Origin of the sequence: Pseudomonas sp. 18.1.10, assembly GCF_024655625.1 — a bacterium.
GTDB lineage: Bacteria > Pseudomonadota > Gammaproteobacteria > Pseudomonadales > Pseudomonadaceae > Aquipseudomonas.
In genome coordinates, this window is sequence record NZ_JANLGL010000144.1 from 1 (window position 1) to 15,392 (window position 15,392).

The 15,392-nt window shown below is 62.1% G+C and carries 14 protein-coding genes; 12 read left to right on the forward strand and 2 right to left on the reverse strand.

Annotated features, from left to right (window positions below; translation table 11 throughout):
* Positions 1 to 106: 106 nt before the first annotated feature.
* Together xerC and NUV89_RS20995 are read right to left on the reverse strand one after the other, a co-directional pair.
* The gene (gene xerC / locus NUV89_RS20990; protein ID WP_257782801.1) at positions 107 to 1,021 is read right to left on the reverse strand and encodes a tyrosine recombinase XerC; all 915 of its coding nucleotides are present in this window, start codon (positions 1,019 to 1,021) and stop codon (positions 107 to 109) included.
* 108 nt (positions 1,022 to 1,129) lie between these two features.
* Positions 1,130 to 1,930: a M949_RS01915 family surface polysaccharide biosynthesis protein gene (locus NUV89_RS20995; protein ID WP_257782802.1), complete on the reverse strand. Its 801-nt coding sequence runs from the start codon at positions 1,928 to 1,930 to the stop codon at positions 1,130 to 1,132.
* 447 nt (positions 1,931 to 2,377) lie between these two features.
* Between NUV89_RS20995 and arnC the strand changes: the two genes are divergently transcribed.
* The 12 genes from arnC (at position 2,378) to NUV89_RS21055 (ending at position 15,370) form a co-directional block, all read left to right on the forward strand.
* Positions 2,378 to 3,415, forward strand: coding sequence for an undecaprenyl-phosphate 4-deoxy-4-formamido-L-arabinose transferase (arnC, locus tag NUV89_RS21000; RefSeq protein ID WP_257782803.1), 1,038 nt, complete (start codon positions 2,378 to 2,380; stop codon positions 3,413 to 3,415).
* Positions 3,412 to 5,403, forward strand: a complete 1,992-nt coding sequence (gene arnA / locus NUV89_RS21005; protein WP_257782804.1) for a bifunctional UDP-4-amino-4-deoxy-L-arabinose formyltransferase/UDP-glucuronic acid oxidase ArnA — start codon at positions 3,412 to 3,414, stop codon at positions 5,401 to 5,403. Before arnC ends, arnA begins: the two co-directional genes overlap by 4 nt.
* A complete protein-coding gene (gene arnD, locus NUV89_RS21010; RefSeq protein ID WP_257782805.1) occupies positions 5,403 to 6,287 on the forward strand; it encodes a 4-deoxy-4-formamido-L-arabinose-phosphoundecaprenol deformylase in 885 nt (294 codons plus the stop codon). The genes arnA and arnD overlap by 1 nt, the downstream gene beginning before the upstream one ends.
* The gene (arnT, locus tag NUV89_RS21015) at positions 6,284 to 7,939 is read left to right on the forward strand and encodes a lipid IV(A) 4-amino-4-deoxy-L-arabinosyltransferase (protein WP_257782806.1); all 1,656 of its coding nucleotides are present in this window, start codon (positions 6,284 to 6,286) and stop codon (positions 7,937 to 7,939) included. The genes arnD and arnT overlap by 4 nt, the downstream gene beginning before the upstream one ends.
* Positions 7,936 to 8,283 carry a 4-amino-4-deoxy-L-arabinose-phosphoundecaprenol flippase subunit ArnE gene (arnE, locus tag NUV89_RS21020; protein ID WP_257782807.1) on the forward strand — a complete coding sequence of 116 codons (348 nt, stop codon included), beginning with the start codon at positions 7,936 to 7,938 and terminating at the stop codon, positions 8,281 to 8,283. The genes arnT and arnE overlap by 4 nt, the downstream gene beginning before the upstream one ends.
* Positions 8,280 to 8,693, forward strand: coding sequence for a 4-amino-4-deoxy-L-arabinose-phosphoundecaprenol flippase subunit ArnF (gene arnF, locus NUV89_RS21025; RefSeq protein ID WP_257782808.1), 414 nt, complete (start codon positions 8,280 to 8,282; stop codon positions 8,691 to 8,693). Before arnE ends, arnF begins: the two co-directional genes overlap by 4 nt.
* Entirely contained in the window at positions 8,690 to 10,087 is a 1,398-nt protein-coding gene (locus NUV89_RS21030) for a UDP-glucose/GDP-mannose dehydrogenase family protein (protein ID WP_257782809.1), read from the forward strand. The genes arnF and NUV89_RS21030 overlap by 4 nt, the downstream gene beginning before the upstream one ends.
* 3 nt (positions 10,088 to 10,090) lie before the next feature.
* Positions 10,091 to 11,707 (forward strand): glycosyltransferase family 39 protein, encoded by a 1,617-nt coding sequence (locus tag NUV89_RS21035; protein ID WP_257782810.1) that lies wholly within the window; start codon positions 10,091 to 10,093, stop codon positions 11,705 to 11,707.
* A 203-nt stretch (positions 11,708 to 11,910) separates the two neighbouring features.
* Positions 11,911 to 12,138 carry a hypothetical protein gene (locus tag NUV89_RS21040; RefSeq protein ID WP_257782814.1) on the forward strand — a complete coding sequence of 76 codons (228 nt, stop codon included), beginning with the start codon at positions 11,911 to 11,913 and terminating at the stop codon, positions 12,136 to 12,138.
* Between the two features lie 163 nt (positions 12,139 to 12,301).
* A complete protein-coding gene (locus NUV89_RS21045; protein ID WP_257782811.1) occupies positions 12,302 to 13,009 on the forward strand; it encodes an HPP family protein in 708 nt (235 codons plus the stop codon).
* Between the two features lie 117 nt (positions 13,010 to 13,126).
* The gene (locus tag NUV89_RS21050; RefSeq protein WP_257782812.1) at positions 13,127 to 14,230 is read left to right on the forward strand and encodes an enoyl-CoA hydratase/isomerase family protein; all 1,104 of its coding nucleotides are present in this window, start codon (positions 13,127 to 13,129) and stop codon (positions 14,228 to 14,230) included.
* A 3-nt stretch (positions 14,231 to 14,233) separates the two neighbouring features.
* Positions 14,234 to 15,370, forward strand: a complete 1,137-nt coding sequence (locus tag NUV89_RS21055) for an acyl-CoA dehydrogenase family protein (protein WP_257782813.1) — start codon at positions 14,234 to 14,236, stop codon at positions 15,368 to 15,370.
* Positions 15,371 to 15,392: the final 22 nt, after the last annotated feature.

Below are 15,392 nucleotides of genomic sequence, written 5' to 3' on the forward strand. Positions count from 1 at the left end.
AGGGCGGCGTGTCAGCTAATGCATGTTTGACTGACACACCGCATTCGCGAGCAAGCCCGCTCCCACATTTGGATCTTCATCCCTCCAGAAAAATGGCGGTGTTTATCTACAAATCAAACCGATCCACCGCCCGCCGCCGCTCATTGTCCTCGCGCACGTCGTAGCTGGCGGTGGTCTGGATATTGGTGTGGTGCGCCAGTTTCTGCGCAATCGACAGGTCGTGCTCTTCAATGACCCGCGTGATAAACGAGCGGCGGAAGTCATGGGGCATGATCTTTACCCCCACTTGCTCGCCGCGTTGGCGGGCAATGTAGTAGATCGCATGCTTGGTGATGCGCTCGCGGGTGATGTGGCTGCCACGGCGAATGCGGTTGAACAGGAACGTGTCGTCCTGCTCGCCTTCCTTGAGGTGCTCGCGGCGAAAATCCAGCCAGGCCTGCAACTTGGCAAAGGCCCAGGCCGGTGCGTATTTGACTAGCTCCTTGTTGCCTTTGCCGATCACTCGCAAGCTGCGCTCTTCGAAATTGATCTGCGCCAGGTCGAGGTTGACCGACTCCGACTTGCGCATGCCCGAGCCGTACAGGATGCCGATCACCGCCGCATCGCGCAGGCCCTGGGGGCGTGGGTCGGCGGCGCAGACGTCCATCATTTCGCGGATCAAGGTGCGGCGCAGGTTGCGGCCCTGGCTGAGGCGTGTGCCCGGCGCGGGTTTGACCGTACGCATGCGCAACAGGTGTTCCTGGCTAATCAGGCTGAGGCGCCAGGCTTCGTTCATCACGCCGCGCACCGCGTTGACATACAGCGATGAGGTGTTCGGCGCATAGCCGTCTTCGCGCAGGGCCGCGACCAGGGCGATCACGTGTTCAGGCTGGAGCAAATGCCAGTCGATCTCTTCGAGGTTGATGTCCTCGAAGCCCAGGCGGTCGGCGGCATCCTGCAGCACGTAGCGCATGGTCAACTGGCTGGAGGGCGCCAGGCGTGTGAGGTAGAGGGTCAGCGGGTTGCGGATGGACTCGGTCAAAATAGATCAGCCTTTGGATTAAATACCTCGAACAAGCCTTTGTTTAATCGAGGTATTTAGTGAATTGGCGAAGGCCGAGTCTAACGCAGGAATGGCGTGGGCACAAAATCAGGGTGCCGTGTCATCGTCCTCTACAGCGTCTTGCGGCTGAGTCTGGGCCTGGCTCCAATCGGCGTCCTGCTTCTGCATCAACGCGAACCAGTGCTGGCGCATAAAGGTCAGGTACGCCTCCGGCGCGTTGGCAAAGTCTTTCTCTTCACCATAGCAACCCGGCAGCGGCAGTTCGGTGCCCTGCTCCTTGTACTGGCTGACCAGCGCCTGTTGCGCGGCGACACTGCAATCCTTGGGCAGCGGCATGCCTCGCAGTGCGCCGGCGTCTTCGTCCCACCAGCTGGCGCCATAACGGTCGACGCCGCGCAGGCGGTATTTCTGTGACTTGCCCACGTGCATGATGAGCTTGAATTCATTGGGGCTGACGTCGCTGGTACAGGTGCGCGAATAGCCCACAGTGGCCTGGGTGATGCCATCGCCGGACAGGTCGGTGACCTTGGTTGCGGCCCTGTCGAAGCGCAGCGACGCGTCAAATTCACAATGCTGCACGTCGTCGTAGAGCATCCACACGCGCTTGGGACGGTTGCCATCGATCAGGTATTGGGCCGCGTAGACAAACGCGGACTGGGTGCCATCGTCATCACGCTCGCTGACCTGCTCGGCGAGCACCAGCAGGTTTTTGCCCTGGTGGTCATCCCAGGTGTAAGCGGCGATCTGCTTGCCACGCACTTCCACGCCGTCCGGCACCTGGCCGATGCTGGTGAGCGTCACCCCATCATCAGCCCGCACCGTCGTGACACACGCCACGGTCATCATCAACCCCATCAATACTGGCCGTAAAAGCTGCACGCTATTCATCCGATTACCCTGGCAAGAGAGGGCTTACTTTACCGGCACTTGCTGGGTATTGCAGAGAAGATTGTTGAATAAACGCGATTGCCCGGCGATTCCCTGCACACCGCGCTCAAACGCCGATTTGCGTAGCTGAACCCTGGCTGTCTACCTGTCAAATAAACGAGTTTTTCATCTGCCTTTCATATTCGTTCAACATTTTTACGCTTAATCTTGGCCCCAAGGACTTGAGAACGAACCGCGTTTTCCCGACTAACCTGTTGATTAGGCTTTACCTTTGCTTTTTTTGAGCTTTACTCAAAACGCCATCATGGAAGATCCCAGTGCCCATCCCAGGAAAGTCGAATGAATAATCGCCCCTTCACGCTTTGTTTAATCAGGTAAGGCGTCAACCGCTCCTGATGACCGCTGTTTTCACGCTCCAAGTTGCGCTAACCCCGAGGTCTTGAATCTTTGAAACCCTACCCTATTCATTGCGTGTCGATCGTTATCCCGGTCTACAACGAAGAAGAAAGCCTGCCTGAATTGCTGCGTCGCACCACCGCAGCCTGCAAGCAACTGGCCTACGAATACGAAATCATCCTGGTGGATGACGGTAGCCGCGACCAATCCGCGCAAATGCTCGAAGACGCCGCCGCCGAAGACGGCAGCAACGTAGTCGCGGTGATCCTCAACCGCAACTACGGCCAGCATGCGGCGATCATGGCCGGTTTCGAACAGTGCCGTGGCGAAGTAGTGATTACCCTCGACGCCGACCTGCAAAACCCGCCGGAAGAAATCCCGCGCCTGGTGGAACAAGCCGCCCTGGGTTACGACGTGGTTGCCACCGTGCGCAACAACCGCCAGGACTCGGCCTTCCGCCGCTGGCCGTCGCGCCTGATTAACCTGGCCGTGCAGCGCTCCACCGGCGTGGCCATGACCGACTACGGCTGCATGCTGCGCGCCTACCGCCGCACCATCGTCGATGCGATGCTCGCCTGCCGTGAGCGCAGCACCTTTATCCCGATCCTGGCCAACGGTTTTGCCCGCCACACCACGGAAATCCTCGTGCACCACGCCGAGCGTGAACACGGCGAATCCAAATACAGCGCCATGCGCCTGATAAGCCTGATGTTCGACCTGCTGACGTGCATGACCACCACCCCGCTGCGCCTGCTGTCCATCGTCGGTTTCAGCCTGGCGGGCCTGGGCGTGCTGTTTGCGTTGGCGTTGATCGTCATGCGCCTGGCCTTTGGTGCCCAATGGGCCGGCGACGGCATGTTTGTGCTGTTTGCGGTGCTGTTCGTGTTCACCGGTGGCCAGTTCATCGGCATGGGGCTCTTGGGTGAATACCTGGGCCGCATGTACAGCGATGTGCGCGCCCGCCCACGCTTCTTTATTGAAAAAGTGCTGCGCAACACCCCGGCAGCACCGGCTCCAGTCGTCGTGGTCGACGGCCTGGTGTCCTCCCATACCACTTCTACTTCTCCTTCCGATCAGGTTTCGTCATGAATTCAAACGCCGTTGTCTTCGCCTACCACGATATTGGCTGTGCCGGTATTGAAGCCCTGTTGAATGCCGGCTACGACATTGCTGCGGTGTTTACCCACGCCGATGATCCCAAGGAAAACAACTTCTACGGCTCCGTCGCCCAACTCTGCGCCCGCAACGGCATCCCGGTGCACGCGCCGGAAGACGCCAACCACCCGCTGTGGATCGAGCGCATTGCCAAGCTGAACCCGGACTACATCTTCTCGTTCTACTACCGCAACCTGCTCAGCGAGCCGCTGCTGGCCACCGCACGCAAAGGCGCGTTCAACCTGCACGGTTCGCTGCTGCCGAAATACCGTGGTCGCGCCCCGGCCAACTGGGTGCTGGTCAACGGCGAAACCGAAACCGGCGTGACCCTGCACCGCATGGTCAAGCGTGCCGATGCCGGCGCGATCCTCGCCCAGCAAAAGGTCATCATCGACCGCTCCGACACCGGCCTGAGCCTGCACGCCAAACTGCGTGACGCGGCCACCCACCTGCTGCGCGATGCACTGCCACAACTGGCCCAAGGCAAGTTGACTGAAACCGCCCAGGACGAAAGCCAGGCCACCTACTTCGGCCGCCGCACCGCCGCCGATGGCAAGCTGGAGTGGAAAAAGCCGGCTGAAGAACTGTTCAACCTGGTCCGCGCCGTGACCCAACCTTACCCGGGCGCCTTCTGCGCCGTGGGCGAGCACAAGCTGATCGTGTGGCAAGCCGAAGTGGTCAAGGGCAATGAAGGCCTGGCCCCGGGTCGCGTCATCAGCGTCAACCCGCTACGCATCGCCTGCGGCGAAGACTCCCTGGTGGTCAAGTTCGGCCAGCGCAATGACAACGGCCTGTACCTGGCCGGCCCGTCCCTGGCCAACGAACTGGGCCTGGTGGACGGTTCCGTGTTGCGCGGCGCCGAGTCCGGCCGCAAGCCGCGCCGTACCCGTGTGCTGATCCTCGGCGTGAACGGCTTTATCGGTAACCACCTGTCCGAGCGCCTGCTGCGTGACGACCGTTACGAAGTCTACGGCCTGGACATCGGCTCCGACGCCATCGAGCGCCTGCGCAGCCACCCCAACTTCCATTACGTGGAAGGCGACATCAGCATCCACACCGAGTGGATCGAGTACCACATCAAGAAGTGCGACGTGGTCCTGCCGCTGGTGGCCATCGCCACGCCTATCGAATACACCCGCAACCCGCTGCGTGTGTTCGAACTGGACTTCGAGGAAAACCTCAAGCTGGTGCGCTACTGCGTCAAGTACAACAAACGCGTGATCTTCCCGTCGACCTCCGAGGTCTATGGCATGTGCCAGGACCAGTACTTCGACGAAGACACCTCCAACCTGGTGGTCGGCCCGGTCAACAAGCAACGCTGGATCTACTCGGTCTCCAAGCAACTGCTGGACCGTGTGATCTGGGCCTACGGCGCCAAAGGCCTGAACTTCACCCTGTTCCGTCCGTTCAACTGGATGGGCCCGCGCCTCGACCGTCTGGACTCGGCGCGTATCGGCAGCTCCCGCGCGATCACCCAGCTGATCCTCAACCTGGTGGAAGGCACGCCGATCCGCCTGTTCGACGGTGGTGAGCAGAAGCGCTGCTTCACCGACATCGCCGACGGCATCGAGGCCCTGGCACGCATCATCGATAACGACAATGACGTGTGCAACGGCCAGATCATCAACATCGGCAACCCGGAAAACGAAGCCAGCATCCGCCAGCTGGGCGAAGAGCTGCTGCGTCAGTTCGAAGCGCACCCATTGCGTGGCAACTTCCCGCCGTTCGCCGGTTTCCGCGACGTGGAAAGCAAGGCGTTCTACGGCACGGGCTACCAGGACGTGGCACACCGCAAGCCAAGCATCGAAAACGCCAAGCGCCTGCTGAACTGGGAGCCGACCGTGGAGATGAGCGAGACCATCGGCAATACGCTCGACTTCTTCTTGCGTGAAGCCATGCTTGAAATAGCGGATAAAAAGTAATGCAGGCAGGTCTTCGCATTGATGTCGACACCTACCGTGGCACCCGTGAAGGCGTGCCGCGGTTGCTCGAAACCCTGGATGAAGCGGGGGTGAAGGCAACGTTTTTCTTCAGCGTCGGGCCGGACAACATGGGGCGCCACTTGTGGCGTCTCATCCGCCCGCAGTTCCTGTGGAAGATGCTGCGTTCCAATGCCGTGGGCCTGTATGGCCTGGATATCTTGCTGGCCGGCACGGCCTGGCCGGGCAAGCCGATTGGCCGCGACCTGGGGCATCTGATGCGCCAGGCCAAGGCCGCCGGGCATGAAGTCGGCCTGCACGCCTGGGACCACCACGGCTGGCAGGCCAACACCGGGCGCTGGAGCGAGGCACAGCTGGTCGAACAGATCCGCCGTGGCGTCGACACCCTCAGCGACATCCTCGGTGAGCCCATCGACTGCTCAGCGGCCGCCGGTTGGCGTGCCGATGAGCGTGTGGTGCAAGCCAAGCAAGGCTTCAACTTCCGCTACAACAGTGATTGCCGGGGCACCAGCCTGTTTCGTCCAACCTTGGCCGATGGCAGCGCGGGCACTCCACAAATTCCGGTAGACCTGCCGACCTTCGACGAAGTCGTCGGGCCGGTGGTGGCTGCCAAAGACTTCAATACGTTCATCCTCGACCGCTTTGCCGCGTCGAAGCTCAACGTCTATACGATCCACGCAGAAGTAGAAGGGATTCTGATGGCCAATGATTTTCGCCAGTTGCTGGCCCAGGCCGGGCAGCGCGGCATCGACTTCAAACCCCTGGGCGACTTGTTGCCTGCCGACCTGAGCACCCTGCCCCAGCAACAGCTGGTGCGGGGCGCCTTGCCCGGGCGTGAGGGTTGGCTTGGAGTGCAGCAGGCATGATCCGGCGTCTGGCGTTGCCTCTGCTGCTGTTGGCCTTTGGCGTGTTTTACCTGTTGCCGCTGGCCACCCATGGCCTGTGGATTCCCGATGAAACCCGCTACGCGCAGATCAGCCAGGAAATGCTGCTGACCGGCAAGTGGGCCTCGCCGCACTTCATGGGCATCCGCTACTTCGAGAAACCGGCGGCCGGCTACTGGATGATTGCGCTGGGCCAGGCGATCTTCGGGCAGAACCTGTTCGGCGTGCGCTTTGCCTCGGCGTTGAGCACCGGCTTGAGCATCCTGCTGGTGTACCTGGTGTCGCGCCGGTTGTGGAATGACCCGCAGAAAAGCCTCATCAGCACCGTGCTGTACATGAGCTTTGTCAGCGTCGCAGCCCTGGGCGGCTACGCCAACCTCGATCCGCAGTTCACCTTCTGGGTCAACCTGACCGGCGTGGCCTTGTGGTTCTGCTTCGACAGCACCACGCGCAATGGCCGCCTGGCCTCCTGGGCGTTGCTGGGTTTTGCCTGTGGCATGGGCTTCATGACCAAAGGCTTCCTCGCCTGGCTGCTGCCGGTGTTGATCGCCCTGCCCTACGCCCTCTGGCAAAAGCGTTTGCGTGAACTGCTGGGTTATGGCCTGGTGGCCGTCGTCGTCGCGATTGTGGTCAGCCTGCCGTGGGCATTGGCCGTGCACCTGCAAGAGCCGGATTACTGGAACTTCTTCTTCTGGCACGAGCATATCCAGCGCTTTGCCGGTGACGATGCCCAGCATGCCGAACCGTTCTGGTACTACCTGCCGCTGCTGGTGGCGTTCTCCCTGCCGTGGGTGGCGCTGCTGCCGTCCACCGTCAAACAGGCGTGGCTGGATAAGCGCCTGCCGAAAACCGCATTCCTGCTGCTGTGGCTGTTGATGCCCCTGGCGTTTTTCAGCCTGGCCAAGGGCAAGCTGCCCTCCTACATCATGCCGTGCCTGCTGCCGCTGGCCTTGCTGATGGGTTCGACCCTGGCCGACAAACTCGCCGCGGGCCGCAGCCGTGCGCTGCGCATCAACGGCTGGTTGAACCTGGTGGTGGGCATCGTCGCGCTGCTGGCACTCACCTGGTTCCAGCTGAAAAAGCCGGTGTACGAGCCGGGCCAGGAAACCCTCAGCCTGGTGCTGGTATTCGTCTTCCTGTTCGCCTGGATCATCGCCAACCTGCTGCAGGCCGCGCGCCCGTTGAAACTGTGGGCGGCGCCGGTCATTGGCAGTTGGTTGCTGGTGGCGCTGGTCCCCGCCGCGCTGCCCCATTCGGTGGTCTACAACAAGACCCCGGACCAATTCATCATCGACCACCTGCAAGCATTGCGCCCAGCCACGGCGTTGCTGAGCAATGACCTCGGTGCGGCGTCGGCGCTGTCCTGGCGCCTGGCGCGCCCGGACGTGACCCTTTACAACACCGTCGGCGAAGTCAAATACGGCCTGGCCTTCGCGGACAGCGCCGCGCGCAAGATCGACACCACCCAAGTGCAACAGTGGATGAGCGATGCGCGCAAAAAAGGTCCGGTCGGTGTGGTGATGCGGGTTAAAGGTGACGATGAAATGGCCGAAGTTGCCTTGCTGCCCAATGACGGCCAGCGCTTTGAACAAGGCAATATCGTGATTCTGATCTTCCCGCAGGCGGCTCCATGATGACCCTGCTGCTGTTATTGGCCGCCTGCCTGCTCACGTGCACGGGCCAGGTCGCGCAAAAATTCGCCGTGGAAAGCTGGCGCGACCTGCCAGGCGGCTGGGCGCTGAAACTGCGCTCGCCGTGGCTGTGGGTCGCGTTGGTGTGCCTGGGCCTGGGCCTGCTGGTGTGGTTGTTGGTGTTGCAGCGCCTGGAAGTGGGCATCGCCTACCCCATGCTCAGCCTCAACTTTGTGCTGGTCACGCTGGTGGCGCGGTTTGTCTTTCATGAGCCCGTCGATGGCCGCCACTGGCTGGGCGTGGCGCTGGTGATTGCCGGCGTCGTGCTGCTGGGGCGTCAGGTATGAGCCGCGTGCAAGGGTTTGCCCTGGCCTTGGGCAGCGTGGGTTTGGTCAGTGCGGCCCAGTTGGGCATGCGCTGGAGCATGACGCGCTTGCCGCTGCCCAGCGAATGGCTGAGTGCGTTCAGCAACAACAGCATCGACCTCGGCGCCCTTGGCGCGGTGCTCCTGGCGATCTTCGCCTATGCGCTGTCGATGCTCTGCTGGCTGGGGGCGCTCAAGCACCTGCCGCTGGGCCGTGCCTATTCGCTGCTGAGCATCAGCTACGCGCTGGTGTACCTGCTGGCGGCCAGCCTGCCGGTGTTCAACGAACATTTTTCGCTTTCAAAAACCCTGGGGGTGGCGTTGGTCATCCTCGGAGTTCTGGTTATCAACTCTCGCCGTGCTAGCACCACAAGTCCCAGGAATGCCCCATGAAAATCAGTGTATTTGGTAGTGGTTACGTTGGTCTGGTGCAGGCCACTGTATTGGCCGAAGTCGGTCACGATGTCATCTGCATGGACGTCGACAAGAACAAGGTCGAGTCACTGCAAAAAGGCCATGTGACGATCTTTGAGCCGGGGCTGGCTGCGATGGTCAAGGAAAACCTGGAAAGCGGGCGACTGCACTTTACCCATGACGAGAAACTCGCGGTCGAACACGGTGAAGTGCTGTTTATCGCCGTGGGCACGCCGTCGGACGAAGACGGTTCGGCCGATCTGAAATACGTACTGTCGGTGGGCGACGCCGTGGCCCGCCACCGTGTGGACCCGGTGATCCTCGTGGAGAAATCCACCGTGCCCGTCGGCACCGGCGACACCCTGCGTGCCCATATCGACAAGGCCCTGCGTGTGGCCGGCCGCCACCTGGAGTTCGATATCGTCTCCAACCCGGAATTCCTCAAAGAAGGCTCGGCGGTTGCCGACTGCCGCCGCCCGGACCGCATCGTCATCGGCTGCGAGCGTGAAGAAGTGCGCGAGGTGATGCGTGACCTGTACGCGCCGTTCAACCGCAACCACGACCGCATCATCTTCATGGACCTGCGCAGCGCCGAACTGACCAAGTACGCCGCCAACTGCATGCTGGCGACCAAGATCAGCTTTATCAACCAGATCGCCGAACTGGCCGAACACCTGGGTGCCGACATCGAAGCCGTACGCCTGGGGATCGGCGCCGACTCGCGCATTGGCTACCACTTCATCTACCCCGGTTGCGGTTACGGCGGCTCGTGCTTCCCCAAAGACATGCGCGCCCTGATCCACAGCGCCAAGCAGGCCAACTGCTCCAGCGACCTTTTGGAAGCGGTGGAAGCGATCAACCAGCGCCAGAAGAGCAAGCTGTTCGAGCGCGTCAATGCGTTCTTCAAAGGCGACCTCAAAGGCAAGACCTTTGCCGTGTGGGGCCTGGCGTTCAAGCCCAACACCGACGACATGCGCGATGCGCCGAGCCGGGTGCTGATGGAAGCCTTGTGGGCGGCCGGCGCCAACGTGCGTGCCTTCGACCCCGAAGCCATGCAGGAAACCCAGCGCATCTACGGCGATGACCCACGGTTGATGCTGATGGGCACCCCGGAATCGACCTTGAGCGGCGCCGATGGCCTGATCGTCTGCACCGAATGGCAACAATTCAAGGCGCCGGATTTCGACCTGATCCACGCGCGCCTGAAAACCCCGGTGATCTTCGACGGCCGCAACCTGTACGACGGCGAACGCCTGGCGCGCAAAGGCTTCCAGTACTTCCCGATTGGCCGTGGCGACTCCTGCCAACTGCCAATGCCGCAGCAACAGTGGGTGGCGCAATCGGCAGATCAGGATCAGGTCGTGGAAGCCTGAGACGTGAACAAAGCGCCCTTCATCGACGCCACGGTGCGCCGCCAGTCCCTGCTGTTGGGGCTGTTGGCGCTGCTGCTGTTTATCGCCGGCAACTGGCACCAGGCGATCATCGGGTTTGACTCGCGCTTCGTGCTGTTCGCCCAGGAGATGCTGCGCCATGGCCCGAGCTTTTTCCCCACCACCTACGGCCAGCCGTACGCCGATTACCTGGCGACCTCGACGCTGCTGACCTGGCTGCTGTCGGTGCCGCTGGGCCAGGTCACCAGCTTGACGGCGTGGTTGCCGACGGCGATTGCGTCAGCACTGATCGTGATCCTGGTGTACCGCCTCACGGCGCCCTACTCGCCGCGCTGGGGCCTGCTCAGTGTGGCGATGCTGTTGCTCAGCAGCACCTTTGTCAGCGAAACCCGTGCCGTGTCCCTGGACCAGATGCTCGCTGCCGTGGCCCTGGCGGTGTTTTATCTGGGTTATGCCCATGACCACTTCGGCGCCGGCAAACGCCTGCACTGGGTGTACCTGCTGCTGATCGCAGGCTTTGCGATTCGCGGGCCGATTGGCCTGGTGATCCCTACCGGCGTGCTGTGCAGCTACTACCTGATTAACCGGCAGTGGCGACAACTGTTCAGCTTCGGCTTGCTCGCACTGGCGCTGTTGCTGGCCTGTGTCGGGGTATTGCTGCTGTTGGCCAAACTCAGTGGTGGCGAGGTGTTCATGCAGGACGTGATCCGCATGCAATTCCTCGGGCGCATGGACGGCAGCGAAGGCTCCAGCGGCGTGCTGTATTACTTCACCAGTTCCCTGGGCAACTACGCGCTGGCGTATCCGATGGCCCTGTTGGTGCTGCTCGCGGTGGCCATTGGCGGCAAACGCGCACCGGAGCCGGCCTTGCAACTGGTGCTCTATTGCGCCGCCGCCGGCTTGCTGGTGATGCTCGGCCTGTCGATCCCTCAGGCGAAGAAAGCGCGTTACGTGCTGCCGATGCTGCCGATGGCGGCAATCATTGCGGCGTACCCGTTCCAGGTCACCCAAGGGCGCGTGTTTGCCTGGCTGCGCGGTGTGCTGCTGGGCCTCTGGACCCTGTTGCCGGCGCTGCTGACCATTGGCCTGCTGGTGGTGCGGCGTCGCTACGCCGAGCAAGTGGGCGACTTGCGCCTGATCTTCGGCGTGCTGGCCGTGTTGCAAATACTGGCGCTGTTGGCGTGGTTCAAGCCACGGCTGCGTCCGGCAGGGCCGGCATTGGCGGCGGTACTGGCGTTGTGGGCGACCTACATCGTGGTGGTCGAACCCCTGGAGCGTACGCTCTACGACACGCGCACCTTCAGCCTGGCGGTCAAGGCCCGGATCAACCAGCAACCTGCGCCCGTGGTGCTGCATGGCCTGGGCAAAGACGCCAAGGCGATCAAGCTGATGGTCAACCTCGAATGCGACCGCGTGCCGTTGTTCACCCAGTCCACCACTGACCTGGCGCCGCTGCAGGCCCCGGCCTGGCTGGTGATGAGCGAGGACGACTACGCCGCCTTGAAGGAGCCGCGCCTGCGCGCGCTCACCCCGACACTGGTGGGCGAGTTCGACAAAAACCCCTATGTGCTGCTGCACCTGACAGCCACGCCACAGCCCTGATCGAGCCGGCTTCGGCCGGCTCCCTCACGAAAGCTCCTACACAGCTATGCGTAATGGCTGGTGCCTTTTGCCATTCCCGCTCATGGATCCAAAATGTAAACTCGGTCGCCAATTGCGGTAACTATTTACTACCAATGGAACATGCCAAGGACGCTGCCCGCCGTGAACCCAATCGCGGCGGGCTTCATTGAAAGGACCACGCCGTGCCCAATGACTTATTGCCTGAACCGCCCTCGTTGCTGATGCCCGACCCGGTGCATATCGGCCTGCACCGCCTGATGGGCTTGCGTGACGCGGTTGTCGCGTTGAATGGCCCGTTGTGCGACGCCCCCGGGCTGCGCGACAACCTGCACAAGCAGCTGCTGAGCGAAGAAAACCATGATCGGATCCTGGGGGTCGTCAGCCACTCGTCCGTGCCTATCACCTATTAAACTTCACTTTTATTGCATTTAACCTGCACTAATATGCAGTGGCGTCGCCCCATCGAGGTGGGCACACTGCGCGGGTTCCTCCCCCAAATGTGGAACTTTCAAGGGCTTTTCCGGGAAACCAGGCAAGCCTTTTTTTTCGCCTGCTGTTTATGGATCTATCGCAATGCTTGCTCGCTGGTTACCTGCTGCCATCAATACCCGCCCCGCCGAATGGAGCCGTGCCGCCATCGGCATGGCTTTTGGCACCCTGCTCAGTGTCTGGGCGTGTGCCCAAGTGTTTGGCATGGACGTCGCGCTGCACCTGCTCGGCCCCTTGGGAGCTTCGGCCGTATTGTTGTTTGCGGTGTCGTCCGGTGCGTTGGCCCAGCCCTGGTCGATTGTCGGCAGCTACCTGTGTGCCGGTGTCGTGGCGCTGCTGGTCGCGCGTGTACTGGGACGCACGCTGGGCAGTGCGTGCCTGGCTGCCGGCATGACCGTGATTCTGATCTGCTGGCTGCGTTGCCTGCATCCACCTGCGGGCGGGCTGGCCATGACCTTGGTACTGGCGGACCCGGCCTCCATCGCCCTCGGCTGGCAGGAACTGGGCGCGGTGATGCTCGGTGCCGGCGCGCTGCTCGGCTGCGCGTTAGCCTATAACAACGCCACACGCACGCGTTATCCCAAGGGTTTGCCGCTGCCGCCCCCTGCGGTGGTGGGCAGCAGCGCGCCGGTCATCGACCCCGAGGTCACGGCGGCCGACCTGAAACTGGCCCTGGCGGAGATGGAGCAGTTCTACGATGTGCAACCGTCCGAGCTGGAGCAGCTGATCCACGCGGCGCAGGGCCATGCACGGCGGCGCAGCATTGGCGAGGTGCTCAGTCGCCGTGCATAAATGCAATAACGACCTGCAGGATTCCCCGGTGTACTGGGCAAATGTGCACTGGTAGGATCGCAAGAAGGTTCGTCCCCGAACATCTTGATAAAGAACAATAAAAGCAGGGAGTTAGCGATGACTGCTCAGGTTTCATCCGAGGCAAGCCACACCGACCATCTTCAAGACGCCATACTCGCCGAAGTCCGCAACCATATCGGCCACCTCACCCTCAACCGCCCCGCTGGTCTGAATGCCATCACCCTGGACATGGTCCGCAGCCTGAGCCACCACCTGCACGCCTGGGCGGACGATCCCACGGTGTATGCGGTGGTCTTGCGCGGTGCCGGGGAAAAAGCCTTCTGCGCGGGCGGCGACATCCGCTCCTTGTATGACAGCTTCAAAAGCGGCGACACCCTGCACCAAGACTTCTTCGTCGAGGAATACGCCCTCGACCTCGCCATCCACCACTACCGCAAACCCGTCCTCGCCCTGATGGACGGCTTTGTGCTGGGCGGCGGCATGGGCCTGGTGCAAGGCGCCGACCTGCGCGTGGTCACCGAGCGCAGCCGCCTGGCCATGCCGGAAGTGGCCATCGGTTACTTCCCGGACGTGGGCGGCAGTTACTTCCTGCCACGTATTCCCGGCGAGCTGGGGGTTTATCTGGGGGTCACCGGCGTGCAGGTCCGTGCCGCCGATGCGTTGTATTGCGGGTTGGCCGACTGGTACCTGGACAGCCCCAAGCTGGCCGACCTCGACCAGAAGCTGGATCGCCTGCCCTGGCACGAGTCGCCCCTCAAGGACCTGCAAGGCCTGCTCGCCAAACTCGGCGTACAGCACCTGCCGGATGCGCCGCTGGCTGCGTTGCGCCCGGCCATCGACCACTTCTTCGCCTTGCCGGACGTGCCGAGCATCGTCGAGCAGCTCCAGCAAGTCACCGTCGCCGACAGCCATGAGTGGGCAATGACCACCGCAGGGTTGATGCAAACCCGCTCCCCGCTGGCGATGGCCGTGACCCTGGAGATGCTGCGCCGTGGCCGTCACCTGCCGCTGGAACAGTGCTTTGCCCTGGAGTTGCACCTGGACCGTCAATGGTTCGAGCGCGGCGACCTGATCGAAGGCGTGCGCGCCTTGATAATCGACAAGGACAAGGCGCCACGCTGGAACCCTGCCACGGTGGCTGAGCTGGACGCGCAACAGGTCGACAGCTTCTTTCGTGACTTCAAGTTGGTTGGGAGATAAGCCATGCAAGACATTGAATACACAGAAGAACAAGTGATGATCCGCGACATGGCCCGCGACTTCGCCCGGGGCGAAATCGCGCCCCACGCCCAGGCCTGGGAGAAAGCTGGCTGGATCGATGATGCCTTGGTCGCCAAGATGGGCGAACTGGGCTTGCTGGGCATGGTGGTCCCGGAAGAATGGGGCGGTACCTACGTGGATTACGTCGCCTACGCCCTCGCCGTCGAGGAGATTTCAGCCGGTGACGGCGCCACGGGGGCGCTGATGAGTATCCATAATTCAGTGGGTTGCGGGCCAATCCTCAACTACGGCTCCGATGCGCAGAAACAGACCTGGCTGGCCAATCTGGCCAGCGGCCAGGCGATTGGCTGCTTCTGCCTGACCGAACCCCAGGCCGGCTCCGAGGCGCACAACCTGCGCACCCGTGCCGAACTGCGCGACGGGCAATGGGTGATCAACGGTGCCAAGCAGTTTGTCAGCAACGGCAAGCGCGCCAAGCTGGCCATCGTGTTTGCGGTGACCGATCCCGACCTCGGCAAAAAAGGGATCTCCGCGTTCCTGGTGCCCACCGACACCCCCGGCTTTGTGGTGGATCGCACCGAACACAAGATGGGCATCCGCGCCTCGGACACCTGCGCCGTCACCCTCAACCAATGCAGCGTGCCTGAGGCCAACCTGCTGGGCGAGCGTGGCAAGGGCCTGGCGATTGCCCTGTCCAACCTCGAAGGCGGGCGTATCGGCATCGCCGCCCAGGCCCTGGGCATCGCCCGCGCCGCGTTTGAAGCGGCATTGGCCTACGCCCGTGATCGGGTGCAGTTCGACAAGGCGATCATCGAGCACCAGAGCGTGGCCAACCTGCTGGCCGACATGCAAACCCGCCTGAATGCCGCGCGCTTGCTGATCCTCCACGCCGCACGCCTGCGCAGCGCCGGCAAGCCGTGCTTGTCGGAAGCCTCCCAGGCCAAGCTGTTTGCCTCGGAAATGGCGGAAAAGGTCTGCTCGTCAGCCATGCAGATTCATGGCGGCTATGGGTACCTGGAGGATTACCCGGTGGAGCGTTACTACCGGGATGCGCGGATCACGCAGATTTATGAAGGGACGAGCGAGATTCAGCGCATGGTCATCTCACGCAATCTCTAAGGAGCCGCTACATGAGTTACGA

What these genes read in the sequence shown, in the direction of transcription:
- NUV89_RS21045 (WP_257782811.1), top strand. Translation starts at nt 12,302, where the DNA reads ATGCTTGCTCGCTGGTTACCTGCTGCCATCAATACCCGCCCCGCCGAA.
- NUV89_RS20995 (WP_257782802.1), bottom strand. Translation starts at nt 1,930, where the DNA reads ATGAATAGCGTGCAGCTTTTACGGCCAGTATTGATGGGGTTGATGATG.
- arnF (WP_257782808.1), top strand. Translation starts at nt 8,280, where the DNA reads ATGAGCCGCGTGCAAGGGTTTGCCCTGGCCTTGGGCAGCGTGGGTTTG.
- arnA (WP_257782804.1), top strand. Translation starts at nt 3,412, where the DNA reads ATGAATTCAAACGCCGTTGTCTTCGCCTACCACGATATTGGCTGTGCC.
- arnT (WP_257782806.1), top strand. Translation starts at nt 6,284, where the DNA reads ATGATCCGGCGTCTGGCGTTGCCTCTGCTGCTGTTGGCCTTTGGCGTG.
- NUV89_RS21050 (WP_257782812.1), top strand. Translation starts at nt 13,127, where the DNA reads ATGACTGCTCAGGTTTCATCCGAGGCAAGCCACACCGACCATCTTCAA.
- NUV89_RS21055 (WP_257782813.1), top strand. Translation starts at nt 14,234, where the DNA reads ATGCAAGACATTGAATACACAGAAGAACAAGTGATGATCCGCGACATG.
- arnE (WP_257782807.1), top strand. Translation starts at nt 7,936, where the DNA reads ATGATGACCCTGCTGCTGTTATTGGCCGCCTGCCTGCTCACGTGCACG.
- arnD (WP_257782805.1), top strand. Translation starts at nt 5,403, where the DNA reads ATGCAGGCAGGTCTTCGCATTGATGTCGACACCTACCGTGGCACCCGT.
- NUV89_RS21030 (WP_257782809.1), top strand. Translation starts at nt 8,690, where the DNA reads ATGAAAATCAGTGTATTTGGTAGTGGTTACGTTGGTCTGGTGCAGGCC.